Origin of the sequence: Variovorax sp. 38R (genome assembly GCF_014843395.1) — a bacterium.
GTDB lineage: Bacteria > Pseudomonadota > Gammaproteobacteria > Burkholderiales > Burkholderiaceae_C > Variovorax > Variovorax paradoxus_H.
In genome coordinates this window covers 1381526-1404633 of record NZ_CP062121.1, presented here as the reverse complement: position 1 = coordinate 1404633, position 23108 = coordinate 1381526, and the positions used below count along the sequence as shown (strand labels likewise).

The following is a 23108-nucleotide window of genomic DNA, read 5'->3' as shown; positions in this document are numbered from 1 at the left end:
AGAACCGACGGGCGCTCGCTGCGGCTTTTGCGCAAGGCCTATCGGCTAAAATGCCAACCCCCGCGCACGCTCCCGGTTGCGCCTCACCCGCCTCCCATGTCCGACTCACAGACCCCCCCCGTTTCCACGCCCGCCGTCGACGACAACCAGCTCATCGTCGAACGCCGCGAAAAGCTCAAGCTGCTGCGCACGGCGCAGACCGAAGGCAAGGGGGTCGCGTTCCCGAACGACTTCAAACCCGGCCACCGCGCTGCGGCGCTGGTCGCGCAGCACGACGGCACCGAAGCCGAGGCGCTCGAAGCGCAGGCCGTTTCCGTGAGCGTGGCCGGCCGCATGATGCTCAAGCGCGTGATGGGCAAGGCCAGCTTCGCGACCGTGCAGGACGCCACCGGCCGCATCCAGCTGTACGTGACGCGCGACGCCATCGGCGAAGAGGCGTACGCCGACTTCAAGCGCTGGGACCTCGGCGACATCCTCGGCGCCGAAGGCATGCTGATGAAGACCAAGACCGGCGAGCTGTCGGTCAAGGTGACCAAGCTGCGCCTGCTCACCAAGAGCCTGCGCCCGCTGCCCGACAAGTTCCACGGCATGGCCGACCAGGAGCAGAAGTACCGCCAGCGCTATGTCGACCTGATCACCGACGAATCGGCCCGCGTGCGCTTCACCGCGCGCAGCAAGGCCGTGAGCGCACTGCGCGAGTTCATGGTGTCGCACGACTTCCTCGAGGTCGAAACGCCCATGCTGCACCCGATTCCGGGCGGCGCCAACGCCAAGCCCTTCAAGACGCACCACAACGCGCTCGACCAGGAAATGTTCCTGCGCATCGCGCCCGAGCTGTACCTCAAGCGCCTGATCGTCGGCGGCTTCGAGCGCGTGTTCGAGATCAACCGGAGCTACCGCAACGAAGGCATCTCGGTGCGGCACAACCCCGAGTTCACGATGATGGAGTTCTACGCGGCCTACTGGAACTACCGCGACCTGATGGACTTCACCGAGACGCTGATCCGCACCATCGCCGACAAGGCCGTGGGCACGCAGCAGCTCACCTACGGCGGCAAGCCGGTCGACCTGACGCAGCCCTTCGAGCGCCTGACGATCCGCGAAGCGATCCTGAAGCACACCGATGCCGAGGGCGTGGCTCAGGGCGTGGACGACACCACCTGGCTCATCAACGCCCTGCGCAAGCTCGGCCTGAGCGAAGAAAAAGACAAGCTCTCGCAGCGCAGCCTCGCGAGCCTGCAGGTGATGTACTTCGAGGAAACCGTGGAAGAGAAGCTCTGGCAGCCGACCTTCATCATGGAGCACCCGACCGAGATTTCGCCGCTGGCGCGCGCCAACGACGATCGCCCCGAGGTCACCGAGCGCTTCGAGCTGTACATCACGGGCCGCGAATTCGGCAACGGCTTCAGCGAGCTGAACGACGCCGAAGACCAGGCCGCGCGCTTCAACGCGCAGGTGGCCGCCAAGGACAGCGGCGACGACGAAGCCATGTTCTACGACCACGACTTCGTGCGCGCGCTCGAATACGGCATGCCGCCCACCGGCGGCTGCGGCATCGGCATCGACCGCCTCATGATGCTGCTGACCGATTCGCCGAGCATCCGCGACGTGATCCTGTTCCCGGCGCTGCGCCGCGAACTCTGACCCACCCACACGGGGACGCTGTGACCGCCTTTCTCTGGCAAGACCGCGACAAGAAAGAGTACGTCTACCCGTTCAACCCCAGGCCCGAGTGTCTGGCCATGATCCAGCGTCCTCCAACGGTCGCCCTCGACATCGGTTGCGGTTCCGGCGGCGTCGGCCACGCGCTGCGCCAGCGCTTCCCCGACTGCCAGCTCTGGGGGTGCGAGTTCAACGCCACGGCGGCGCAGGTGGCGCGCGAACACTTCGACCAGGTCGTCGAGCAGGACGTGGAAACCGTCGACTTCGCCGCGCTGGGGCTCACCCACCCCTTCGACCTCGTGTGCCTGTTCGACGTGCTCGAGCACCTCGTCAATCCGTGGCAACTGCTCAGCGGCCTGAAGCGCATCGTTGCGCCCGATGCGCACGTGCTGGTGAGCCTGCCGAACGCGTCCAACCTGCCCATGCTGTACGACGCCCTGCGCGGGCACTGGCGCTACACCCACTGGGGCCTGCTCGACTTCACGCACCTGCGCTTCTTCACCGATTTCGACGCGCGCAAGATGTTCTATCAAACGGGCTTTCGCGTGATCGACCACCGGTTCAGCTTTCCCGGCCCCGGCCGCGACATCTACGAACGCCACCAAGCGGATGCATTTCCAGCCACCCTGTCGCTCGAAGGCCTGACGCTGCAGGTGCAGTCCGCGGCCGACCTGGCCCGGCTGTGCGCCGAACAGAACCTCTACGTGCTGAGTCCGCACCACGGCGAGTTCCGCGATGCGGCCGAGCAGGAGATGGCGTCCAACGCCTATCCGCCGACCTACGCCTACGGCGGGTGATGCGCCGACGCATCCCGCTCGCGCCGCAGCGCAGGGGATGCCGCGTCGATCAGCCGGCCAACCGCTTGGACCGCGCGTCAACGTCCGCCATGTACACCGACCGGTAGGGCTCGCCGAGCCCCACGAAGTGCACCAGCAGGCTGTCATCGCCCGCCAGGTGCGGCGGCGTGTTGATGCTCAGGAGATCGGTCACGGTCGCATCGCCGATGAGCCCTTGTTGGGACAGCACCTCGTTCGTGTAGTACTGGTCGCCCTGGCTCGCGTACACGGTCGACTTGTCGTCGACGCGCGTGATGCGCTCCCACAGCATCGTGAGCAGTTCGAGGTTGCGCTCGGTGTTGCGGAACGCCATCACGCCCGAATTCACGTCCCACGCGCCGATGTCCTTGGCGAAGAGCAGGTCGCGGCCTTCAAGCAGCGGCTCGATGCGTTTCGCCTGGTTGACGAACAGGGTGTCGGCGTCGACCCACACCACCCACTGGTGCTGCGCGAGGTGCCGCTTCACGAGCCAGCTCTTCACCCAGGCGCCGCTGATCGACGGGTCGAGCTCGTCCGGGATGGCGCGGTAGACGTGGTAGCCGTGGCCGTGCCGCTCGCAGTAGCGCCGCACGTTGTGCTCCGACACGCGCGCATAGACGTTGATGTGGTGCGTGTAGAGCGTGACGAAGGCGATGGGCGCCTGCGGGTTGAGGCACGAATACGCATCCTCCGAGATCGCCGGGTAGGCCGGCGGCGGCAGCACGGGCTCGCCGTCGATCAGGGCCGCGTTCACGCGGCGCACCAGCAAGCGCTGCAGGTTGGCATCGTGCAGCAGCTCCTGCGTCACGCGGCCTTCGGCGTCCAGCGCGCGCAGACCCGCCAGGTGAACCACGAAGATGCGCGCGTTGAACCAGGTCGCGACCCGCCACGAGATGTTCACATAGCAATCGCCGATCTGTCCGTAGCACGGCAGCATGCCCGCCGGTCGCAGCAGTTCCGCCTCGTCGAGGTGGGGCGTGACGAGCGCAACGACCCGGCTCGCCGCCTGGATGAACGCGTGCAGCAGCGCGCGGTTGGCCGCCGTGTTGCGCAGGATCATCAGGTTGCCGAGCGCGAGGCCTTTGGGGCCATCCACCGCGAGCAGGTCGCGGCCTTCCATCAGCACCTCGACAGCCACAGCGTGAAACACCACCGAATCGCCGTCGAGAAAAAGCAGCCAGTCGCCCTCGTCGAGCCCGCGCAGGCGGCGCAGCATCTCGGCGTACTTCGCGCAGTCGCGCAGCGCGGGGTGCGCGAGGCGGTCGCTCTCCACCCAGGCATGGGGATAGCCGAACTGGCGGCAGTAGTGCCCGTGGTTGCGCAGGACCGGCTCGTCGAAGCGGTCGAAGAAAGTCAGGCACAGCGGCATCGGCGGCGTCCCGTGTCCAGAGGTAGGTGATTGGGCCGCAGTCTATCGTGCCCCCCGCCCGACCCTCTACACTCTTGGGCCCTGCGATTTCCTGCTTGAATGAATCCCCTACGCACCCCGGCCATCGGCATCGATTTCGGCACGTCGAATTCCGCGGTCTCCTACGCCTCCCCCGGCGAGGCCGCGCGCCTGCTGCCCATCGAAGGCAGCGCCACCACCCTGCCGACCGCCCTCTTCTTCAACGCCGAGGACCGCAGCACGCACTTCGGCCGCGACGCCATCGCGCTGTACCTGTCCGGCATCGAAGGCCGGCTCATGCGCTCGCTCAAGAGCCTGCTCGGCAGCCCGCTGATGCAGGAAAAGACCGCCGTCTATGACGGGCTGGTCAGCTTCGAGGACATCATTGCGCGCTTCCTGCACGAGCTGGTGTCGCGCGCCGAACGCGAGCTGGGCACGCGCCCCGAGCGCGTGGTCATCGGCCGCCCGGTGCACTTCGTCGACGACGACGCCAAGCGCGACCAGCGTGCCGAGGAAAGCATGCGCCACGCCGCGCGTGCCGCCGGCCTGCGCGACGTGTCCTTCCAGTACGAGCCCATTGCCGCGGCCTTCGACTACGAGCAGCGCGTCACGCGGGAGTCGCTGATCCTGATCGTCGACATCGGCGGCGGCACCTCCGACTTCACCGTGGTGCGCCTGGGCCCCGAGCGCATGGCACGCGCCGACCGTGCCGACGACGTGCTGGCCACCAGCGGCGTGCACATCGGCGGCACCGACTTCGACCAGCGCCTGAACCTGGAGCGCGTGATGCCGATGCTCGGCCTGCGCCACCTCGGCCCGGCCGGGCGCGAGGTGCCCAGCAAGGTGTTCTTCGAGCTGTCGTCCTGGCACCTGATCAACTGGCTCTACGCCCCGAAGGCCGTGCGCCAGGCGCGCGAGCTGCGCACCAGCTACAGCGACCGGCAACTGCACGACCGCCTGATGACGGTGCTCGAGGAGCGCCACGGCCACCGCATCGCCAGCGAGGTCGAACAGGCCAAGATCAATGGCTCGGTCAGCGACGCCGAGGTGCAGATCGACCTGTCGTGCATCGAAGCGGGGTTGGTTTCGGCGCTGACGCCGGCCGACATGGCGCAGCAGCTCGCGGCGCCGCTCGAGAACGTGGTGGCCTGCGCCCACGCCTGCGTGAAGCGCGCCGGCCTGCGCAGCGGCGACCTGGACGCCATCTATCTCACCGGTGGTTCGTCGGCCCTGCGCCCGTTCCAGCGGGCGCTGCGCGCGAGCTTCGCCGGCGTGCCGCTCATCGAGGGCGATCTGCTCGGCGGCGTGGCGGCCGGGCTCGCCTATTCAGCGCGCACGGCGGGCTAAGCCACAGATGAAGTACCTGTCCGCGTACCCGCCCGCGCTGCTGGCGCAGGTGAGCGAGCTGATGGCCGCCGACAAACTCGGCGCGCTGCTGCGCGGACGCTACGCCGGACTGCACGACATCCGCACCGACCGCGCGCTGTACGACTACGCCTGCGAGCTCAAGGGCGAGTACATGCGCAAGGCCGAGCCGCTGGCCAAGGCGGTGTTCGACAACAAGCTGCACGTGGTGCGCCATGCGCTGGGCACCCACACCACCATCGCGCGCGTGCAGGGCAGCAAGCTCAAGACCAAGCGCGAGATCCGCGTGGCCAGCCTGTTCAAGACCGTGCCGCTCGAATGGCTGCGCATGATCGTCGTGCACGAACTGGCCCACTCGCGCGAGAAGAACCACGACAAGCCCTTCTATGCGCTGTGCACGCACATGGAGCCCGAGTACCACCGCTTCGAGTTCGAGCTGCGGCTGTACCTGACGCACCTGGAGGCAGGCGGCGCACCGCTGTGGCCTTCTGCGGTGGGCGCGCCGGGTTCGGATTGACCTGACCCGCTACAGTCGTCGCTCATGACCCTGCCACGGCTGCACTTCACGTCACTGTCCGAGGACGCGGTCTGCGGCGACATCGTGCAGACCTACCGGCTGGCGGCCGAACGGCTGGGCTACCCGACGACGTACACCCGGAACAACATCGATCCGGGCGCAATCAACATCCTGTTCTTCTTCTGGGACATTCCGTGGAAGAACATCGCGCCGTTTCACCCGAACTGCATCGTCGTCAACTTCGAACCGATGGTCGAAGGCTCGCATGCCTGGAACGCCAACTACCTCGACCTGCTCCCGCGCGCCTACCTGTGGGAGTACAGCAAGACCAACTTCCATCGCCACCGCGAGCTCGGCTACCAGAACGCCGACTACGTGCCGCTCGGCTGGGAACCTGACGCGGCGCGCATCCTGCCGTTGTCGGAAGTGCTGCCCGAGGTGGAGCGCGACATCGACGTCTGCTTCTTCGGCTCGTTCACGCAGCGCCGGATCGACGTGCTCGAGGCGCTGATCGCACGCGGTCTGCGCGTCGAGACGACACGCGGCGGGTTCTGGACCCAGGCCGAGCGCGAAGACCGCATGCGCCGCGCCAAGGTCATGCTGAACCTGCACAACTGGGAAGACTCGCGCGTGGTCGAGACGCCGCGGCTGTCGATCCTGCTGCGCCACCGCAAGGCCGTGGTCTGCGAGCTCTATCCCGACAGCGAGGTCGATCCCGCCTTCCGCGATGCGGTGGTGGGCGTGCCCTACGACCAGCTGGTCGACACCGTGGTGGCATTGGTCGCCGATGCGCCGCGCCGCGCGCAGCTTGAGCACGACGGGCTCGACAAGCTCCAGCGGACCTTCGCGCCGCCGGACATCGGCCCCGCGCTGGAGCGCTACTTCGCCTGGCGCGCCCAACAGCCCGACCGCGTGCCGCCCGTGGCGATGCCGCGCGTGACGGTCTGCCTCACCGTCAGCCTGGCGCCCGACGGCACCCGCGACGACTGGCTGCAGGACCTGCGCGACTGGACGGCGCAGGCCGACGTGGCGCTGGAGCTGGTCGTGGTGGCGGCGGGTCTGCCTGCGGCGGCCGAAAGCGAGGCCCGCGCCATCGCCCCCAACCTGCGATGGATCGCACTGCCCGTGGCCTGCGACCGCGCCACCTTGCGCAACCTCGCGCTCGCACAGGCCACCGGCGACCACGTCGTCTTCACCGCTGCAGGCGACCGTGCCCTGCCCGGCCGCCTGCAGCGGCAGGCTGCGCTGCTCGCCGCCTGCCCGGACCTGGACATCGTCGGCTGCTGGAGCGAGACGCCAACCGGCCCGCTGAAATACGCCCAACGCCACGACGAGATCGTGGCCGAAGCCTTGGGCTCCGAGCCGCTGCGGCTGTCGACTTGCCTGGTCCGCCGCCATTTCCTGCAACGCACCGGCGTGCGCCACGACCCCGAGTTCGCGGTGCACGACGACCTGCAGATGCTCTGCCGCTGCATCGTGGCCGGCGCGCGCTTCGCGGTCGTTCCGGAGCTGCTGCACCGCGCAGCACCGGTCGCGCCGCCGGCCGATCTCGCACAGGCCGCCTCGCTCGCCATGCGCGCGCGGCGCGCGGTGCTGCGTCACCTGCTGCCGCGCAGCCGCGTGGAAGACATCGATCGGATCGCCCAGCTCTACGCCCACCTGTGGCCGCCGCAGCGCGACTTTGCCGAGCAGTTGCTGCGCACTGTGGCGCAGGCCTGCGCCGCGCCTGCTGGCGCGCCGCGGATCGACGCTGAAATGCTGGCGCGCGCGCTGCGCACCGAGTCCTTGCGGCTGCTGCAGGTGTTCTTCCAGGCCGGCCTGGCCGACAAGCCCTGGCTGGAGTCGCTGTTCGAGACGCCCGAGGTGGCCGCGTTGCTCGGCCCCGCGGCGAATCAGCTGCCGGCGCGGCCCTTCCGGGGCTGAGCGCCGGCCAGCAGGCGTTGTGCCTGCACGTAGCGCGTCGAGGCCGTGAGCGCCAGCCAGTCGAGTGATTCATCGCCCGGCAGCAGCGACCGGCGCCGCGCTTCGCTGGCCGCATCGCCCTGCCAGCGCCCACTGGCTGCCGCCGCGGTGAAGCCATCGAGCATCTCGTCCAGCGGACGGCCTTCGCCGATGCTCTGGTTGCACAGCAGTGCCAGGTCGCAACCCGCCGCGAGGGCCGCCAGCACGGCGTCGGTGTAGCTCAGCAGTTCACCGTCGATGTAGCGCCCCGCCTCCATGCTCAGGTCGTCGCTGAACACGGCACCGTCGAACGCGAAGCGCTGGCGCAGGATGTCCTTCAGCCATTTCTCGGAGAAACCCGCCGGCCGCTTGTCGACCTTCGGGTAGATCACGTGCGCGGGCATCACGGCCGCGAGCGTACCGGCCAGCCAGTCGTAGGGCTGCGCGTCGTCGGCCAGGATGGCCTTCAGGCTGCGCCGGTCGACCGGGATCTCGACGTGCGAATCGGCCTGCACGAAGCCGTGCCCCGGAAAGTGCTTGCCGCAGTTGCGCATACCCATGTGCAGCATGCCGTGCATCACGCTCTTGGCGAGCAGCGCGACCACGCGCGGGTCGCGGTGAAAGCTGCGGTCGCCGATCACGCTGCTGCCGCCGTAGTCCAGGTCGAGCACGGGCGCGAAGCTGAAGTCGACGCCGCAGGCGCGCAGCTCGCCGGCCAGCACCTGCCCGGCGGCGGTGGCGACCTGCGTGGCACGCAGGGCATCGCGCATCCACAGTTCGCCCAGGCTACGCATCGAAGGCAGCCGCGTGAACCCGTCGGTGCGAAAGCGCTGCACGCGGCCGCCTTCGTGGTCAACGCAAATCAGCAGGTCAGGCCGGATCGCCTTGATCTCGGCGTTGAGCGCTGTCATCTGCGCGCGGTCCTGCCAGTTGCGGGTGAAGTGGATCACGCCGCCCACATGCGGGTTGGCGAGGCGCCGGCGGTCGGCGGCAGTGAGTTCGGTGCCGGCCACATCGATGAGGAGCGGCGCGTGGTTCAGTTCGGTCATGTCTGTCGATCGATCAGTCGGCAAGGCGCGACGGCGCCGGAGATTCGTTCAGGCCTTTTCCACCACCACGAAGCTGGCGGCGTATTCGGTTTCGTCGGTGACGGTCACGTGCGCCGTCAGGCCCTGCGCCTCGAACCAGTCTTTCAGCTCGCCGTGGAGCACGATCACTGGCTTGCCGCTGCGCAGGTTGGCGATCTCGCACGAGCGCCAGGTCATCGGCATGCGCATGCCCAGGCCAATGGCCTTGCTGAAGGCTTCCTTGGCGGAAAAACGCGTGGCGAGGTAGCTCAGGCCGCGCTTGGGCCAGCGCGCGGCGCGGGCCTGCCAGATGGCGAACTCGGCATCGCTCAGCACCTTGCGGGCAAAGCGCTCGCCCTGGCGCTCGAAGGTGGCCGCGATGCGACGCACGTCGCAGATGTCGGTCCCGATGCCGTAGATCATGCAGCGTCGGCGATGCAGCGCAGGTAGTCGCGCGTGGTGGCGGCGTACCCGAGTTCGAGTGCATCGGCGACGAAGGCATGGCCGATCGACACCTCGTGCACGCCGCGCACTGCACGCAGGAACGGCGTGAGGTTGTCGCGGCTCAGGTCGTGGCCGGCGTTGACGCCCAGGCCCGCCGCATGCGCGGCCTGCGCCGTGGCCACGTAGCGCGCGAGCACGGCGGCTTCCTGCGGCGTGCCGCGCGAGGCGGCGTAGCCTTCGGTGTAGAGCTCGACGCGGTCGGCGCCCACGGCCTTGACGGCGGCCATCATCTCGGGAACCGGGTCCATGAACAGGCTCACGCGCACGCCCAGCGCCTTCGCCTCGGCGATCAGCGGGCGCAGGCGCTCGGCGTCTTCGGGGAAGCTCCAGCCGTGGTCGCTCGTCGACTGGGTTTCGCTGTCGGGCACGAAGGTGGCCTGGTGCGGCTTGAACTCGCGCACGAAGTCCATCAGGTTGTGGAAGGGGTTGCCTTCGATGTTGAACTCGATGGCCGGCCAGTCGCGCGCCAGCAGTTCCGACAGGTCGCTGACGTCGTGCGCGCGGATGTGGCGCGCGTCAGGCCGCGGGTGCACGGTGATGCCCTGCGCGCCCGCGGCCAGGCAGGCCTGGGCGGCGCCCACCACGCTCGGGATGCCGAGGTGGCGCGTGTTGCGCACCAAAGCCACCTTGTTGAGGTTGACCGACAGGGCCGTGGTGGCGCGAGGGAGGGAGGAGGTGCCGGAGGTATCGCTCATGGACGCAATCGCTTTCTTCTCTTCGTTCATGCGCCGCCCGCGCCGGCCCGGAGGTCGTCGGTGGGGGTGACGGCAAGCCAGTGACAGTAGCCGCCGAGCGTCGTCCTGTCGATGTCGCCGGGCGCCATGTGGTCGTAGGCGCCGGCACGGAAATGATGCTTCGACCAGTACTGGTCGGTGTGCCAGCCGTGGATGTGCAGCACGTCGCCGCCCAGGGTGCGGTCGGCGTACGGCAGGTGGTCGAGCAGGCCCAGCGAGCAGCGCTGCGGGTAGGTGCGCCGCAACGCCAACTCGCCGGCGTACATGGTGAGCACGTTCTTGCACCAGCCGGGCCACTCGCCCTGGACGTCGCGAAACTCCTCGTCGAGCAGCTTGTGGCAGTAGTCCAGCTGGGCCTGCACGAAGTTGCCCACGAACTCGGTCGGCCCGAGCACCGACGCGCCCACGTTGTGCAGCCCAGAATGCGGAAAGCCCCAGCGCGCGCTGCACTCGGACAGCTTGCGGCGCACCTCTTCCTGGTACGCGTAGGCGCCGAAGCCGAAGCACAGGCCGGTCGGCTCGAAGCTGGCCAGCGCCGGCGCGACGAAGGTGTCGCAGTCGGTCTTGAGAATGGCGTCGTAGCTGCGGCACACGGCGAGCACCGCCGGGTCGCACAGGTTCGCGATCGAATTGATGTAGCCGTAGCCTGCCCACTCGGCGTGCTGGTCGGCGAAGGGCAGGCCCGGAATCACGACGATGCGGTCGTCGGTCGGCAGCTGCGCGATGACGTTCGGGTGGCACACCGCAATCAGCTCGCCACCACGCGCAAAGACGCCGGAGACGATCATGCTCCGGTACAGCCAGTGGAACTCGTCGACGATTTCTTTCTTGTCGTCGACGTAGACAAGGACACCCAGACGCATGGCTTCGGTTCTCAGGTTGGCGGTTCGATCGATCGTGCGCCGGGCTAGAGCGCTTGCAGATCTCTCATCATTTGCCGCGTGCGCAGCGTGGTCACGCCGCAATGGTAGTTGAGCAAGGTGCGCAGCTGGTTTCGCAGGGCACTGTTGCTGCCGACGCTCATCGTCGCGACCTCGCGCAGGGTGGCGGTGAACGGCGTGCGATCGTCGAGCACGTCTTGCAGCGCCCGCCAGTCGGCGCCGGCCAGCGCGGCCTCGTCCTTGGCTGCCTGCCGCAGGCCGGCTTCGGGCACGAGGCTGTAGCGGGTGCGGGCCGCCAGGGGTTCCAGGGTGAGCGTCTGCACGTCGAGCGAAGGCAGCAGGCCGACCGAACGCAGCAGCAGCAGCTCGAAGGCACGCAGCGCGGCGGCCTGCGTCGCCGCCTGGGCGCCCGCGTGGTCGCCGGCCAGCACCTGCACCACGCCGGCATAGGCGTCGAACAGCGCCTCGTGCGCATCGTCGCGCGCCAGCAGGCGCAGCAGCAGTTCGTTGACGTAGTAGCCCGAGAGCAGCGCCTCGCCGGTCGGCATGACGTGGCCGCCCATCCACTCGGCGCCTTTGAGCGTGCGGATCTCGGCGTCGCCGCCGTAGTTGAGCTGCAGCGGCTGCAGCGGCAGCAGCACCGGTCGAAAGTTGGAACTCGGCCGCTTCGCCCCCTTGGCCACGAGCGCGATGCGCCCGTGGTGGCGGGTGAAGACTTCGAGGATCAGGCTCGACTCGCTCCAGTCGTAGCGATGGAGCACGTAAGCCGGTTCATGCGAAACGCGGTGGGTGGCCATGTCAGTGCACTAAGGAACATCGAGGCTTGAGGCCAGCAAACGCCGCGGAACCGGCTTTGCCGGGCCGCTGGCGTTGCCCCCTGCAGGGGGTTGGAGGCTTCGCGAAGCGAGCAAGCCTGGGGGTGTGCCTGCTTATTCGTAGCCGAAGGAGCGGACGCGCGCCTCGTCGTCGGCCCAGCCCGAACGCACCTTCACCCACAGCTCGAGGAACACCTTGGCATCGGCCAGCTTCTCGAGCTCGACGCGGGTTTCCATGCCGATGCGCTTGATGCGTTCGCCCTTGTCGCCGATCACCATGGCCTTGTGGCCGTCGCGCTCGACCACGATGGTGGCGGCGATGCGCAGCAGGCGCTTCTGGCCCTTCTTCTGGGGTGGCTCTTCCTCGAACTTGTCGATGATGACGGTCGAGGTGTAGGGCAGCTCGTCGCCCGTGAGGCGGAAGAGCTTTTCGCGCACCAGCTCGCCGGCAAGGAATTTCTCGCTGCGGTCGGTGAGTTCGTCCTCGGCGTAGAACCAGGGCTGCTCGGGCAGGTACTTCTCGCAGATGCCGAACAGGCGCTCGACGTCTTTCGCGTTCTTGGCCGACATCGGCACGAACTCGGCGAAGGCGTGCTTGGCCTGCATGGTCTGCAACCAGGGCGCGATGTCACCGCGGCGGTGCACGTTGTCCAGTTTGTTGGCCAGCAGCACGGTCGGGATGCCCTTGCCGAGCAGCTTGAGCACGCGCTCGTCGGCCGGCGTGAAGCTGCCGGCTTCGACCACGAAAAGAATCAGATCCACATCGCCGACCGCGCCCTGCACGGTCTTGTTCAGCGACTTGTTCAGCGCGTTGGCATGCAGGGTCTGGAAACCCGGCGTGTCGACGAACACGAATTGCGTGGCGCCCAGCGTGCGCATGCCGGTGATGCGGTGGCGCGTGGTCTGCGCCTTGCGCGAGGTGATGCTGATCTTCTGGCCGACCAGCGCATTGAGCAGCGTCGACTTGCCCACATTGGGCTTGCCGACGATGGCGATCAGGCCGCAGTGCTGCGGCCCGGTGGCAGGCGTGTCGCCTGCGGTGTCTTCGGGTCCCGTTTCGGGATGGGTCACATCGTTCATTCTGATTTCACGCGGCGCCGCGTGCCTTGAGCCGGATCAACATGGCGGCCGCGGCAGCTTGCTCGCCGGCGCGGCGCGAGCCGCCGATGCCGCGCTCGCGAAGGCCCAGCTCGGGCACCTCGCACTCGACATCGAAAGTCTGCTTGTGCGCTGCACCCAGCGTCGCTGCCACGCGGTACACCGGCAGCTTCATTTTGTGGCCCTGCAGCCATTCCTGCAATTCGGTCTTCGGGTCCTTGGCGGCGGCTTCCATGCGCGGATTGATCGCGACCGCCTCGTAGAGCCGGTGCACCAGCGATTGCGCAGCAGCGAAGCCGGCGTCGAGGTAGACCGCACCGATCAGCGCTTCGAGCGCGTCGGCCAGGATCGAAGGACGGTTCGGGCCGCCCGAGCGGGCCTCGCCCTCGCCCAGGCGCAGCAGCGGCGACAGCGCCAGCCCCAGCGCGAGCTGGTGCAGCGTGTCCTGCTTGACCAGGTTGGCCCGCACGCGCGACAGGTCGCCCTCGGGCAATTCCGAGAGACGGATGTACAGCAGGTGCGAGACGGCCAGGTTCAGCACCGAGTCGCCGAGAAACTCGAGGCGCTCGTTGTGGTCGGCCGAGAAACTGCGGTGCGTGAGCGCGAGCTGGAGCAGCCGCGGGTCCGAGAACGTGTACTGAAGGCGCGCCTGCAGCGCGACGAGGCTGCCGTCCACCTTCTTATTCGACACCGCGGTCAGCGGGTCTGGCCCTTGTATTTGAGCGTCAGGTAGGCCGGCCCAAACAGGGGAATCTCGCGTTCGTACGCATATCCCACGACGACCTTGTCGCCCACCTTCTTGATCTCGAGGTCCCGGCCGCTGACCGACTTGAAGTCGTCGATGGCCTGGGCACGGTCGAAGATCGCGCGGATCTCGGGCACCGTGGCGCCTTCCTTGGCCTTGTTGGCGGCCTTGTCGATGGCTTGCCATTCGATCAGCGTCGGAATGACCTGCGCGACCACAACGCCGAGGCAGCCCAGCACCGCCGCGACGAACACCAGGCCAATGAACGAGATGCCGCGCTGGTGCGCAGCACTGCCACGGACGGACCGACTGTTGGTTCTCATGCCCTCTTACCCCTCGAACAGTAACGTTGACTGTTGATTAATTATTGAAACGGACCGATGCGACCGAGATCGCCGAAGTTCATCCAGACAAAGAAGGCCCTGCCCACGATGTTCTTGTCCGGTACGAATCCCCAGAAACGGGAGTCGGCCGAATTATCGCGGTTGTCGCCCATCATGAAGTAGTTGCCTTCGGGCACCTTGCAGACCACGCCCTCGACCGAGTAGCGGCAGTTCTCGCGGAACGGGAAGTCGCTGGCGCCCGGCACGAAGGCGGGGGCGTTCTCGTCGTTGAGGATCTTGTGCTGCTTGCCGCCGAGGTCTTCGTCGAACTGCTTCAGGATGCGCATCGACTCGCCATCGAGGTAGTCGGCGATCGGAGCCTTGCCCACCGGCTGGCCGTTGATCGTGAGCTTCTTGTTCAGGTAGGCCACTTCGTCGCCCGGAATGCCGACCACGCGCTTGATGTAGTCCATGCTGGGCTTGGGCGGGTAGCGGAACACCACCACGTCGCCGCGCGCCAGCGGCGTGCCGTCGGTGAGCTTGGTGTTGATGACCGGCAGGCGCAGGCCGTAGGTGAACTTGTTGACCAAGATCAGGTCGCCGGTCAGCAGCGTGGGCATCATCGAGCCCGAGGGAATCTTGAAGGGCTCGTACAGGAACGAGCGCAGCAAAAACACCACCAGGATCACAGGGAAGAGGCCGGCGGTCCAGTCGAGCCACCAGGGCTGCATCAGCAGACGCTCGCTGGCCTTGGCGTCGGTGGTGTCGACCTGGGTGATGCCCTGCCCCGCCAGCCGCGTGTTGCGTTCGGCGATGGAGCTGTCGAGTGCGGCGGCGGCGCGTTCGCGCGCCGGCAGGAAGTAGAAGCGCTCGGCCAGCCAGTAGACCCCGGTGACCACCGTGGCCACGAACAGCAGCAGCGCGAAGTTGCCTTCGAGCGCGCCGAAATACCAGGCGCCGACATAGCTGGCGAACGCCGCGAGAACCAGGGTGGTGAGGTATGCCATGTTCGTGGTGATCAGTCTTCGACTTGCAGAATCGCGAGGAAGGCCTCTTGCGGGACTTCGACGGAGCCGATCTGCTTCATTCTTTTCTTGCCCGCCTTCTGCTTCTCGAGCAGCTTCTTCTTGCGGGAGATGTCGCCGCCGTAGCACTTGGCGAGCACGTTCTTGCGAAGCGCCTTGATTGTCTCACGCGCAATGATCGTGACCCCGATGGCCGCCTGGATCGCCACGTCGTACATCTGGCGCGAAATGATCTCGCGCATCTTCGACACCACGGCCCGGCCACGGTACTGCGACTGGCTGCGGTGCACGATGATCGACAGCGCATCGACCTTGTCGCCGTTGAGCAGGATGTCGACCTTCACCACGTCGGAGGCGCGGTACTCCTTGAACTCGTAGTCCATGGAGGCGTAGCCACGGCTCACCGACTTCAGCTTGTCGAAGAAGTCGAGCACGATTTCGCCGAGCGGCATCTCGTAGGTCAGCATGACCTGGCGGCCGTGGTAGGCCATGTTCAGCTGCACGCCGCGCTTCTGGTTGGCCAGCGTCATGACGGAGCCGACGTATTCCTGCGGCATGTACAGGTGCACCGTGACGATGGGCTCGCGGATTTCCGCCATCTTGCCGACGTCGGGCATCTTGGACGGGTTCTCGACCATGATGACTTCGCCGTCGTTGCGCACCACTTGGTAGACCACGCTCGGCGCGGTCGTGATCAGGTCCTGGTCGAACTCGCGCTCCAGGCGCTCCTGCACGATCTCCATGTGCAGCAGGCCGAGGAAGCCGCAGCGGAAGCCGAAGCCGAGCGCCTGGCTCACTTCGGGTTCGTAGCGCAGCGACGAATCGTTGAGCTTGAGCTTCTCGAGCGCGTCGCGCAGCGAGTCGTACTCGCTGGCTTCGGTCGGGTACAGGCCTGCGAACACCTGCGGCTGGATTTCCTTGAAGCCGGGCAGCGCCTCGGTGGCCGTGGCGGCCGCACCGCCGGTGCCGGGCCGGATCAGCGTGACCGTGTCGCCGACCTTGGCCGCCTGCAGCTCCTTGATGCCCGCGATGATGTAGCCCACCTCGCCGGCTTCGAGCGAAGGGCGCGGCTCGTTGCCGGGCGTGAACACGCCGACGCTGTCAGCGTTGTACATCGCGCCCGACGCCATCATCTTGATGCGCTCGCCCTTCACGAGGCGACCGTCGACCACACGCACCAGCATGACGACGCCGACGTACGCATCGAACCAGCTGTCGACGATCATCGCGCGCAGCGGACCGTCGGGGTTGCCGCGCGGTGCGGGCATGCGCGCGACGATGGTCTCGAGAATCTCGTCGATGCCGACGCCGGTTTTTGCGGAGCACGGAATCGCGTCGGTCGCGTCGATGCCGATCACGTCTTCGATTTCGGTGCGCGCGTTGTCGAGGTCTGCATTCGGCAGATCGATCTTGTTGAGCACCGGGATCACTTCGACGCCGAGGTCGAGCGCGGTGTAGCAGTTGGCCACCGTCTGCGCTTCGACGCCTTGCGATGCATCGACGACGAGCAATGCGCCTTCGCATGCCGACAGCGAGCGACTCACTTCGTACGAGAAGTCGACGTGGCCCGGTGTATCGATCAGATTGAGGTTGTAGACCTGTCCGTCGCGTGCCTTGTAGTGCAGCGCGGCGGTCTGCGCCTTGATGGTTATCCCACGCTCTTTTTCGATGTCCATCGAGTCGAGCACCTGCGCTTCCATCTCGCGTTCAGCGAGACCGCCGCAACGCTGGATCAAACGGTCTGCGAGTGTCGACTTGCCATGGTCGATGTGCGCAATGATCGAAAAATTTCTGATGTGATTCATCAACGGGAACGCTTAAGTACTTGAATTGGCTCGGGCGCCGAGGGGCGAGGCCAAGAAAAAAGGGCGCGTCTTCTGGAGACGCGCCCTGAACCAACAAGCAATGGCAACTGCAGTAGTTGGAACTTCATTGTAGGCAAAAAGGGAAGCACGTACATCCGGGAACAGGGTCCAAAGGGCTCGTTGCAGGTCCACAACATTAAAGATACAAACAGGTTATCCACAGGAACGGTGGAGCACTCACTGAACAACTTGTGGGCGATCTGTGGAGCACCGGTGGACGGCTGTCTGACATCTCGCATCGTGAAGGCCTTCGCCCTCTTTATGCGCTGACTGGCTACCGAGAGCTGCCTATTCTACCGAAATCCATCCTTAGTCCTTTTATAAGTTAGTGCGCGCAAACAAATATTGGCATTTTGGAGGCCCCGGATTTTTTTAGAGGCCGGCGCCGAAGCGTCGTAAACGCCTCGAAAAAATAGCCCCAAACCCGACTGCCGGGTGGGGCCACTTGACGCCGGCGCCGTATCAGCGTGCGGGTCGGATCAGCGCGTACTGCGCCCAATCGCCCCGGCGGTAGAGCACGCTCAGCGACTTGGCCTTGTCCGCCTTGGCCACCGCCGCCTCGAATTCGCGGGCATTCGCCACCTCGAGATTGCCCACGGCCAGGATGACGTCACCCTCGCGCAGGCCGGCCCGTGCAGCGGCGTCGTTCGCGGCATCGACCTTCACGCCGCCCTTCAGCTTGAGTTCTTTCTTCTGCGCATCGCTGAGGTCGCTGACCGCGAGACCGAGCGACTTGAGCGCTGCGGAGGCAGACGGCTTCGCAGCCGGCTCGTCGCGGTCGGTCGCGCGCTTGGCGGGCTTGTCCGGCTCGATCTCGGCGATGGTCACGCTCAGGTCGCGCGAGTTGCCGCGGCGGAACACGGTCAGCGTGCTCTTGGTGCCCGGCTTGGTGTTGCCCACGAGGCGCGGCAGGTCGCTCGGCTTTTCAATCGCCTTGCCGTCGAACTTGGTGATGACGTCGCCCGGTTCCACGCCAGCCTTCTCGCCCGGCGAACCGGCTTCGACGCCGCGCACCAGTGCGCCTTGCGCCTTGCCCAGGCCGATGGCTTCGGCCACGTCCTTGGTGACCTGGTCGATCTGCACGCCGATGCGGCCGCGCGACACGCGCCCCGCGGTGCGCAGCTGCTCGCTGACGCGGATCGCTTCGTCGATCGGGATCGAGAACGAGATGCCCATGAAGCCGCCCGAGCGCGAATAGATCTGGCTGTTGATGCCCACCACTTCGCCGCGCATGTTGATGAGCGGGCCGCCCGAGTTGCCGGGGTTGATGGCCACGTCGGTCTGGATGAACGGCAGGTACTCGCCGGTGTCGCGCTGCTTGGCGCTCACGATGCCGGCTGTGACGGTGTTCTCGAGGCCGAACGGCGAACCGATCGCCATCACCCATTCGCCGACGCGCAGCTTGGAGATGTCGCCCACCTTCACCGCGGGCAGGCCCGTGGCTTCGATCTTGACCACGGCCACGTCGGTGCGCTTGTCGGCACCGATGATCTTGGCCTTGAACTCGCGCTTGTCGGGCAGCGTGACCAGCACCTCGGAGGCGTCTTCCACCACGTGTGCATTGGTCATCACGTAGCCGTCGCCTGTCAGGATGAAGCCCGAGCCCACGCCGCGCGGGCGCTCTTCTTCCTGCTGCGGACGGTTCGGGCGCGGCCCCTGGCGCGGGGTGCCCGGCGCCGGCTGGCCGAAGAAGCGGCGGAAGAACTCCTGCATCTCCTCGTCCATCTCGCCATTGCCGCCGCCGCGTTGCGCGACCTTCTCGACGGTGCGGATGTTGACCACGGACGGGCCGACCTGATCGACCAGGTCGGTGAAGTCGGGCAGCGTGCGCGTCTGCGCATGCACCGACTCGACCGGCAGGAAAGTGGCACCGGCCGTCAGCGCCAGCGCAAAGGCCAGCAGACCGGAACGAAGCTTGTGTCCCTCGACTTTGAACATCATCGGTTGTCTTTCCAAAAGAACAGAGCTGCAAATAGCGACAGAGGCTATGAGTAGGCTACGTCGGCTTGGTTCAGCATGAACGCCTGCATGGCGTCAGCCCATGGCCCGTCAGCGCGTGCGCGCGAGGCTCTGGGCAAAGGCATTGAGCGTTTGCTGGGGCACTTCGCCGACCGCCGTCAGCCACCAGTCGCTGGCCGGTGCGGGCAGTCGCCGGCGGATCGCGTTGGTGGCGCCGATGGTCAGCACGCCATCGCTGGGCGTGCGCGTGGGGTCGTAGCGTTCGATGAAGAGCGAGACCGTTGCCAGGCCATCGGAGAAGGTCCACTGGACGGTGGTCGCCTCGGGCTTGGGCGGTTTGCCGTCGCTGGCGGGCAACGCGGGGCGGCGGTAAAAGCTTCGGGGCTTGAATCCGGCCACGGGTGTGCGCAGCATCCAGCCTTCGTCCTGGGCGGTGCTGCGCTCGAGTTCGAGCTTCTCGACGCGGTAGCCGTTCGTGTTGGCCATCATCTGCGCCAGCGCCTGCGCCTTCACGGGCGCATCGAGCTGCAGCTCGGAAAACGCCGACTGCTCGACCACGCGGGTGTCGCTGTCGACGGTCTGGAGCTTGACCACGAGGCCGGAGCGACGCTCGCTCCAGATGCGGTAGCCGAAGCGCAGGCCGTCGCGCGGCACCAGCTGCACCACGTCGGCATCGAAGCCCGCGACGCGGTCCTTGCCGATGGCGCGCACGTCGTAGTAGTCGCCCACCGACGAATCGGGCTTGTCGGGCAGATTGGGGAAGAGGTCGAGGTTCTCGCGCTTCTCGACCTTCACGACCTTTGCCTCGGGCAGGAAGGTCATCACATTGCGGTTGCGCCGGAAGGTCGAGCGCGGAGGTCCCGACAGCGCCTCGATGCGCTCCAGCTGATGATCGCCGTCGCGCACATGCCAGATGCGCGCGCTCGACAGGTCACCGCCCGGGGCCGACACCACGAAGGTGCCCACGTAGCTGCGTTGGCGCGCGCCGGCATGCATGCGCTGCAGCCACTCGGTCACGCCCATGGCTGGCGGCTCGTCGTTCTGCGCCGAGGGAACGCTCTTCGTGTTCGCCGCACCGTAGCGGGTCTGCGCGGCGGCCATCTGCCCCAGGCAGAGAACGGCGAACACGAGCACGAGGGTGCGTGCGGAAATCGGCATTTGAACGGTCATTGCAGGCGGCGACGGGCGCGCAATCAGCGCGTGGGGCCCTCGAAGGTGGCGTTGCGCAGGAAACCGGACGGCATTTGCGAGGCACCACCAGCCTGCTGGTGAGCTTCAAGCAACTGGTCCAGGCGCGGATCGCGCAGCATGACCTGCGGATTGCCATTGCCGACCAGCACACGGGTCGGCGTCAGGGCGCCATTGCCCGGCAACGCGCTGCCACCGGCCGCAGCCGCGAGCACCGAATTCGCCACGGGCGGTTGCACCGCGGCCAGTTGGGCACCGCCGTTTGGCACCGCGGCGCCGTTGCCGACCAGCGTCCAGCTGATGGCCGCCACGGCCATCAACGACGCGGCGCCCGCCACCAGCTTCCATCGGAACACCGGCTCGTTGGCTGCCTCGGCGCGTTGCCGCATGGGCATCGCGGCCGGCACGGCGGCGAGCGGCGCCACGGTCGCCGGCGGAGCGATCACGACCGATTCTTGCGCGATCCGCTGCTGAAAACGCGCCAGGAAGGCCGAGGTATCACTACAGCGCGAATGCGCCGACGAACGCAGCACATCGCCCACCACGTGGTAAGCGTGCCAAGCGTCGCGCGAGTCGTCTTCGCCGCAGACGGATTCGATCGCACGCGCGAACGCTTCGCCCTGCAAATGGCCGTCCGCGAGTGCGGACACCTGTTCCCGAACCGTCATCGTCTGATTCATGTCATTCACCTGCTGATCTACCAACGCTTGCCGGACTGGTTGTCCAGCAGCGGCTTGACCCTGGCCGAAATGGCCTCGCGCGCCCGGAAAATACGCGAGCGCACCGTGCCGATCGGACAATCCATGACCTCGGCAATCTCTTCGTAACTCATCCCCTCGATCTCGCGCAGCGTGACCGCCTGGCGCAACTCGGTGGGGAGCGCTTCCATGGCAGCCTCGACGGCACTGGCGATTTCGTTCGCCGCCATGACCGATTCGGGGGTTTCATCGGTGGTTGGTTCGTTTCCGGGACGGTAAGTTTCATCTTCGTCGTCCGATGACGAACGCAGTGCGCTTTCGGAGACGGTCGGATCGCGCTTCATGTCCACCAGCGCCTTCTTGGCGGTGTTCACTGCGATCCGGTACAGCCAGGTGTAGAACTGCGCCTCGCCGCGGAACTGGTGCAGCGCGCGGTAGGCACGGATGAAGGTTTCCTGGGCGATGTCCTCGACCAGATCCACGTCGCGCACCATGCGACCGATCAGGCGTTCGATGCGTCGCTGGTACTTGATGACCAGCAATTCGAATGCCTTCTGGTCGCCCGCGACGGTGCGCTGGACCAGCTGGAAGTCGACCTCACCCGGGCGCGGCGCCTCCGCAGCCCCATCGGGCAGCACGGACTCCGGGGGCACGGGCGGCAGGGAAGTGGTCATCGAAACGGGTCAGGGCGCATCGGCCGGAGCGGTCGCGCGCCAGGGGTCGCCAGCCGGCTCAGCCGCCGGGGGCCGCGCATAGACCGCGCGGCGCACGTCGCGCCAGCGTTCGGGCATGGCCCGCTGCTCGAGCCAGACCCAGCGCGCCGCGCGGCCGGGTTCGGCCAGGCGGATCAACAGCAGCGACTGGAAATCGAGCGCCACGACGGCGCGTGCAGCGAGCACGCCGCGCGACGGATCGGCACCGGTCAGCGACCAGTGCAATCCATCGAAATGCAGCGTAGCCGCACCGTCCCGCCGCAGACCGAAGCCCGCAGCGACACCAGAAAAGACGACGCTGAGCAGCAGCAGCAACTGGCGCCAGCCATTGCTATCGAACAGATAGCAGGCCGCGCCCGCGCAGCAAACGCCCAGGGTCCAAAGGGCCAGAAGAATCCGGGTCGCGCCGCGGGTGCGCCCCACCGGATAGGTCACCGACGGTGCGCTGTGCATGAAAGAGCGACGCTCAAGCGCGCTTGAACACCAGCGTACCGTTGGTACCGCCGAAGCCGAAGTTGTTCTTGACCGCGACATCGATCTTCAGATCGCGCGCCTCGTTGGCGCAGTAGTCGAGATCGCACTCCGGATCCTGGTTGAAAATGTTGATCGTCGGCGGGCTCTTCTGGTGATGCAAAGCCAGCACCGTGAACACCGATTCGATGCCGCCCGCGCCGCCCAGCAGGTGGCCGGTCATGGACTTGGTCGAATTCACGACGAGCTTCTTCGCGTGATCGCCGAAGGCGAGCTTGACCGCGTTGGTCTCGTTGAGGTCACCGATCAGCGTCGAGGTGCCGTGCGCGTTCAGGTACTGAACCTCGTCGGCGTTGACACCCGCATTGGCCAGCGCCATCGCCATCGAACGGCGGGGGCCATCGACGTCGGGCGCAGTCATGTGGTACGCGTCGCCGGTCATGCCGAAGCCAGAGACTTCGGCGTAGATCTTGGCGCCGCGCGCCTTGGCGTGTTCGTACTCTTCGAGCACCAGCACACCGGAGCCCTCGCCCAGCACGAAGCCGTCGCGGTCCTTGTCCCACGGGCGCGAGGCCGTGGCGGGATCGTCGTTGCGCGTGCTCAGCGCGCGAGGCGCGGTGAAGCCACCGATGCCGAGCGGAGAGATGGTCGATTCGGCGCCGCCCGCGATCATGACGTCGGCATCGCCGTACTCGATCATGCGTGCCGACGTGCCGATGGCATGCAGGCCGGTGGTGCAGGCGGTGACCACGGCGATGTTCGGGCCCTTGAAGCCGTACTTGATCGACACGTGGCCCGAGATCATGTTGATGATCGACGCCGGCACGAAGAACGGCGAAATGCGGCGCGGGCCGCGGCTCGCGTATTCGCCGTGCGTCTGTTCGATCATCGGCAGACCGCCGATGCCCGAACCGATGTTGCAGCCGATGCGCACGGCCTTTTCATAGGGCAGCGCGTCGCCGGTCGGCAGTCCGCTGTCCTGCACCGCCTGGATGGCGGCGGCAAGTCCCAGATGAATGAAGCGGTCCATGTGACGCGCTTCTTTCTCCGAGATGTATTGGGTGATGTCGAAACCCTTGACCTCACCGGCGAACTTGCAGGCGAAGGCGCTTGCATCGAACGCGGTGATGTTCGCAATGCCCGACTTCCCGGCCAACAGGTTGGTCCAGGATTCGGTTGCGGTGTTTCCGACAGGAGCGATGCAACCGAGTCCGGTCACGACGACGCGGCGTTTGGTCATGCCGGCAAACCTTTCTGGAAGCGCTGGACAGCTGCCGATCGGCGCGGGCGGTTGATAAAAGAGCCGCCGGCCGTCGTTGCAGTGTCAGCTGGCCG

22 protein-coding genes are annotated in these 23108 nt (G+C 66.8%); 5 read left to right on the top strand and 17 right to left on the bottom strand.

Going from position 1 to position 23108, the window contains the following annotated elements:
- Positions 1-96 precede the first annotated feature (96 nt).
- A complete protein-coding gene (gene lysS, locus IG196_RS06240) occupies positions 97-1644 on the top strand; it encodes a lysine--tRNA ligase (protein ID WP_192195445.1) in 1548 nt (515 codons plus the stop codon).
- A gap of 20 nt (positions 1645-1664) precedes the next feature.
- Complete coding sequence (locus tag IG196_RS06235; protein WP_192195444.1) at positions 1665-2459, top strand: class I SAM-dependent methyltransferase; 795 nt, start codon at positions 1665-1667, stop codon at positions 2457-2459.
- A gap of 49 nt (positions 2460-2508) precedes the next feature.
- Here the strand turns inward: IG196_RS06235 and IG196_RS06230 are convergent, their stop codons facing one another.
- A complete protein-coding gene (locus IG196_RS06230) occupies positions 2509-3846 on the bottom strand; it encodes a galactosyl transferase GMA12/MNN10 family protein (protein ID WP_192195443.1) in 1338 nt (445 codons plus the stop codon).
- A 99-nt stretch (positions 3847-3945) separates the two neighbouring features.
- On the opposite strand from IG196_RS06230, the gene IG196_RS06225 reads away from it, so the two are divergent.
- The 3 genes from IG196_RS06225 to IG196_RS06215 are packed head-to-tail and all read left to right on the top strand — an operon-like array spanning position 3946 to position 7669.
- A complete protein-coding gene (locus IG196_RS06225) occupies positions 3946-5211 on the top strand; it encodes an Hsp70 family protein (RefSeq protein ID WP_192195442.1) in 1266 nt (421 codons plus the stop codon).
- A gap of 7 nt (positions 5212-5218) precedes the next feature.
- Positions 5219-5746: a YgjP-like metallopeptidase domain-containing protein gene (locus IG196_RS06220; protein ID WP_101493307.1), complete on the top strand. Its 528-nt coding sequence runs from the start codon at positions 5219-5221 to the stop codon at positions 5744-5746.
- A 24-nt stretch (positions 5747-5770) separates the two neighbouring features.
- The gene (locus IG196_RS06215) at positions 5771-7669 is read left to right on the top strand and encodes a glycosyltransferase (protein WP_192195441.1); all 1899 of its coding nucleotides are present in this window, start codon (positions 5771-5773) and stop codon (positions 7667-7669) included.
- Here IG196_RS06215 and nagZ read toward each other — a convergent pair.
- The 16 genes from nagZ to fabF form a co-directional block, all read right to left on the bottom strand.
- Positions 7639-8736: a beta-N-acetylhexosaminidase gene (gene nagZ / locus IG196_RS06210; protein ID WP_192195440.1), complete on the bottom strand. Its 1098-nt coding sequence runs from the start codon at positions 8734-8736 to the stop codon at positions 7639-7641. The two genes, IG196_RS06215 and nagZ, sit on opposite strands and share 31 nt — an antisense overlap.
- A 48-nt stretch (positions 8737-8784) precedes the next feature.
- Positions 8785-9177 (bottom strand): holo-ACP synthase, encoded by a 393-nt coding sequence (gene acpS / locus IG196_RS06205; RefSeq protein WP_101493304.1) that lies wholly within the window; start codon positions 9175-9177, stop codon positions 8785-8787.
- The gene (locus tag IG196_RS06200; RefSeq protein ID WP_192195439.1) at positions 9174-9953 is read right to left on the bottom strand and encodes a pyridoxine 5'-phosphate synthase; all 780 of its coding nucleotides are present in this window, start codon (positions 9951-9953) and stop codon (positions 9174-9176) included. Before IG196_RS06200 ends, acpS begins: the two co-directional genes overlap by 4 nt.
- Positions 9954-9979: 26 nt before the next feature.
- Entirely contained in the window at positions 9980-10855 is an 876-nt protein-coding gene (locus tag IG196_RS06195; RefSeq protein WP_192195438.1) for a hypothetical protein, read from the bottom strand.
- Positions 10856-10899: 44 nt separating this feature from the next.
- Entirely contained in the window at positions 10900-11670 is a 771-nt protein-coding gene (gene recO / locus IG196_RS06190; RefSeq protein WP_192195437.1) for a DNA repair protein RecO, read from the bottom strand.
- A 132-nt stretch (positions 11671-11802) separates the two neighbouring features.
- Complete coding sequence (gene era / locus IG196_RS06185) at positions 11803-12768, bottom strand: GTPase Era (protein WP_101493300.1); 966 nt, start codon at positions 12766-12768, stop codon at positions 11803-11805.
- A gap of 7 nt (positions 12769-12775) precedes the next feature.
- On the bottom strand, positions 12776-13462 hold the full coding sequence (gene rnc, locus IG196_RS06180) for a ribonuclease III (RefSeq protein WP_101493344.1): 687 nt from the start codon (positions 13460-13462) through the stop codon (positions 12776-12778).
- A gap of 20 nt (positions 13463-13482) precedes the next feature.
- Positions 13483-13854, bottom strand: coding sequence for a DUF4845 domain-containing protein (locus tag IG196_RS06175; RefSeq protein ID WP_192195436.1), 372 nt, complete (start codon positions 13852-13854; stop codon positions 13483-13485).
- 41 nt (positions 13855-13895) lie between these two features.
- Positions 13896-14861 (bottom strand): signal peptidase I, encoded by a 966-nt coding sequence (gene lepB, locus IG196_RS06170; protein WP_192195435.1) that lies wholly within the window; start codon positions 14859-14861, stop codon positions 13896-13898.
- Between the two features lie 11 nt (positions 14862-14872).
- Complete coding sequence (gene lepA / locus IG196_RS06165; RefSeq protein WP_099795567.1) at positions 14873-16684, bottom strand: translation elongation factor 4; 1812 nt, start codon at positions 16682-16684, stop codon at positions 14873-14875.
- 522 nt (positions 16685-17206) lie between these two features.
- A complete protein-coding gene (locus tag IG196_RS06160) occupies positions 17207-18685 on the bottom strand; it encodes a DegQ family serine endoprotease (protein WP_192195434.1) in 1479 nt (492 codons plus the stop codon).
- 108 nt (positions 18686-18793) lie between these two features.
- Positions 18794-19873 (bottom strand): MucB/RseB C-terminal domain-containing protein, encoded by a 1080-nt coding sequence (locus tag IG196_RS06155; protein ID WP_192195433.1) that lies wholly within the window; start codon positions 19871-19873, stop codon positions 18794-18796.
- A 23-nt stretch (positions 19874-19896) separates the two neighbouring features.
- The gene (locus IG196_RS06150) at positions 19897-20571 is read right to left on the bottom strand and encodes a sigma-E factor negative regulatory protein (RefSeq protein WP_192195432.1); all 675 of its coding nucleotides are present in this window, start codon (positions 20569-20571) and stop codon (positions 19897-19899) included.
- 17 nt (positions 20572-20588) lie between these two features.
- Positions 20589-21263, bottom strand: a complete 675-nt coding sequence (rpoE, locus tag IG196_RS06145) for an RNA polymerase sigma factor RpoE (RefSeq protein ID WP_225616939.1) — start codon at positions 21261-21263, stop codon at positions 20589-20591.
- A 9-nt stretch (positions 21264-21272) separates the two neighbouring features.
- Positions 21273-21755 carry a hypothetical protein gene (locus tag IG196_RS06140; protein ID WP_192195431.1) on the bottom strand — a complete coding sequence of 161 codons (483 nt, stop codon included), beginning with the start codon at positions 21753-21755 and terminating at the stop codon, positions 21273-21275.
- Between the two features lie 13 nt (positions 21756-21768).
- Positions 21769-23013 carry a beta-ketoacyl-ACP synthase II gene (gene fabF, locus IG196_RS06135; protein WP_099795561.1) on the bottom strand — a complete coding sequence of 415 codons (1245 nt, stop codon included), beginning with the start codon at positions 23011-23013 and terminating at the stop codon, positions 21769-21771.
- Positions 23014-23108: the final 95 nt, after the last annotated feature.

Coding starts and splice junctions, on each gene's coding strand:
- IG196_RS06155 (WP_192195433.1), bottom strand. CDS start 19,873: ATGACCGTTCAAATGCCGATTTCCGCACGCACCCTCGTGCTCGTGTTC.
- IG196_RS06160 (WP_192195434.1), bottom strand. CDS start 18,685: ATGATGTTCAAAGTCGAGGGACACAAGCTTCGTTCCGGTCTGCTGGCC.
- nagZ (WP_192195440.1), bottom strand. CDS start 8,736: ATGACCGAACTGAACCACGCGCCGCTCCTCATCGATGTGGCCGGCACC.
- recO (WP_192195437.1), bottom strand. CDS start 11,670: ATGGCCACCCACCGCGTTTCGCATGAACCGGCTTACGTGCTCCATCGC.
- IG196_RS06215 (WP_192195441.1), top strand. CDS start 5,771: ATGACCCTGCCACGGCTGCACTTCACGTCACTGTCCGAGGACGCGGTC.
- IG196_RS06200 (WP_192195439.1), bottom strand. CDS start 9,953: ATGAGCGATACCTCCGGCACCTCCTCCCTCCCTCGCGCCACCACGGCC.
- IG196_RS06195 (WP_192195438.1), bottom strand. CDS start 10,855: ATGCGTCTGGGTGTCCTTGTCTACGTCGACGACAAGAAAGAAATCGTC.
- IG196_RS06150 (WP_192195432.1), bottom strand. CDS start 20,571: ATGAATCAGACGATGACGGTTCGGGAACAGGTGTCCGCACTCGCGGAC.
- rpoE (WP_225616939.1), bottom strand. CDS start 21,263: ATGACCACTTCCCTGCCGCCCGTGCCCCCGGAGTCCGTGCTGCCCGAT.
- fabF (WP_099795561.1), bottom strand. CDS start 23,013: ATGACCAAACGCCGCGTCGTCGTGACCGGACTCGGTTGCATCGCTCCT.
- lysS (WP_192195445.1), top strand. CDS start 97: ATGTCCGACTCACAGACCCCCCCCGTTTCCACGCCCGCCGTCGACGAC.
- acpS (WP_101493304.1), bottom strand. CDS start 9,177: ATGATCTACGGCATCGGGACCGACATCTGCGACGTGCGTCGCATCGCG.
- era (WP_101493300.1), bottom strand. CDS start 12,768: ATGAACGATGTGACCCATCCCGAAACGGGACCCGAAGACACCGCAGGC.
- IG196_RS06140 (WP_192195431.1), bottom strand. CDS start 21,755: ATGCACAGCGCACCGTCGGTGACCTATCCGGTGGGGCGCACCCGCGGC.
- lepB (WP_192195435.1), bottom strand. CDS start 14,861: ATGGCATACCTCACCACCCTGGTTCTCGCGGCGTTCGCCAGCTATGTC.
- lepA (WP_099795567.1), bottom strand. CDS start 16,684: ATGAATCACATCAGAAATTTTTCGATCATTGCGCACATCGACCATGGC.
- IG196_RS06225 (WP_192195442.1), top strand. CDS start 3,946: ATGAATCCCCTACGCACCCCGGCCATCGGCATCGATTTCGGCACGTCG.
- IG196_RS06220 (WP_101493307.1), top strand. CDS start 5,219: ATGAAGTACCTGTCCGCGTACCCGCCCGCGCTGCTGGCGCAGGTGAGC.
- IG196_RS06230 (WP_192195443.1), bottom strand. CDS start 3,846: ATGCCGCTGTGCCTGACTTTCTTCGACCGCTTCGACGAGCCGGTCCTG.
- IG196_RS06175 (WP_192195436.1), bottom strand. CDS start 13,854: ATGAGAACCAACAGTCGGTCCGTCCGTGGCAGTGCTGCGCACCAGCGC.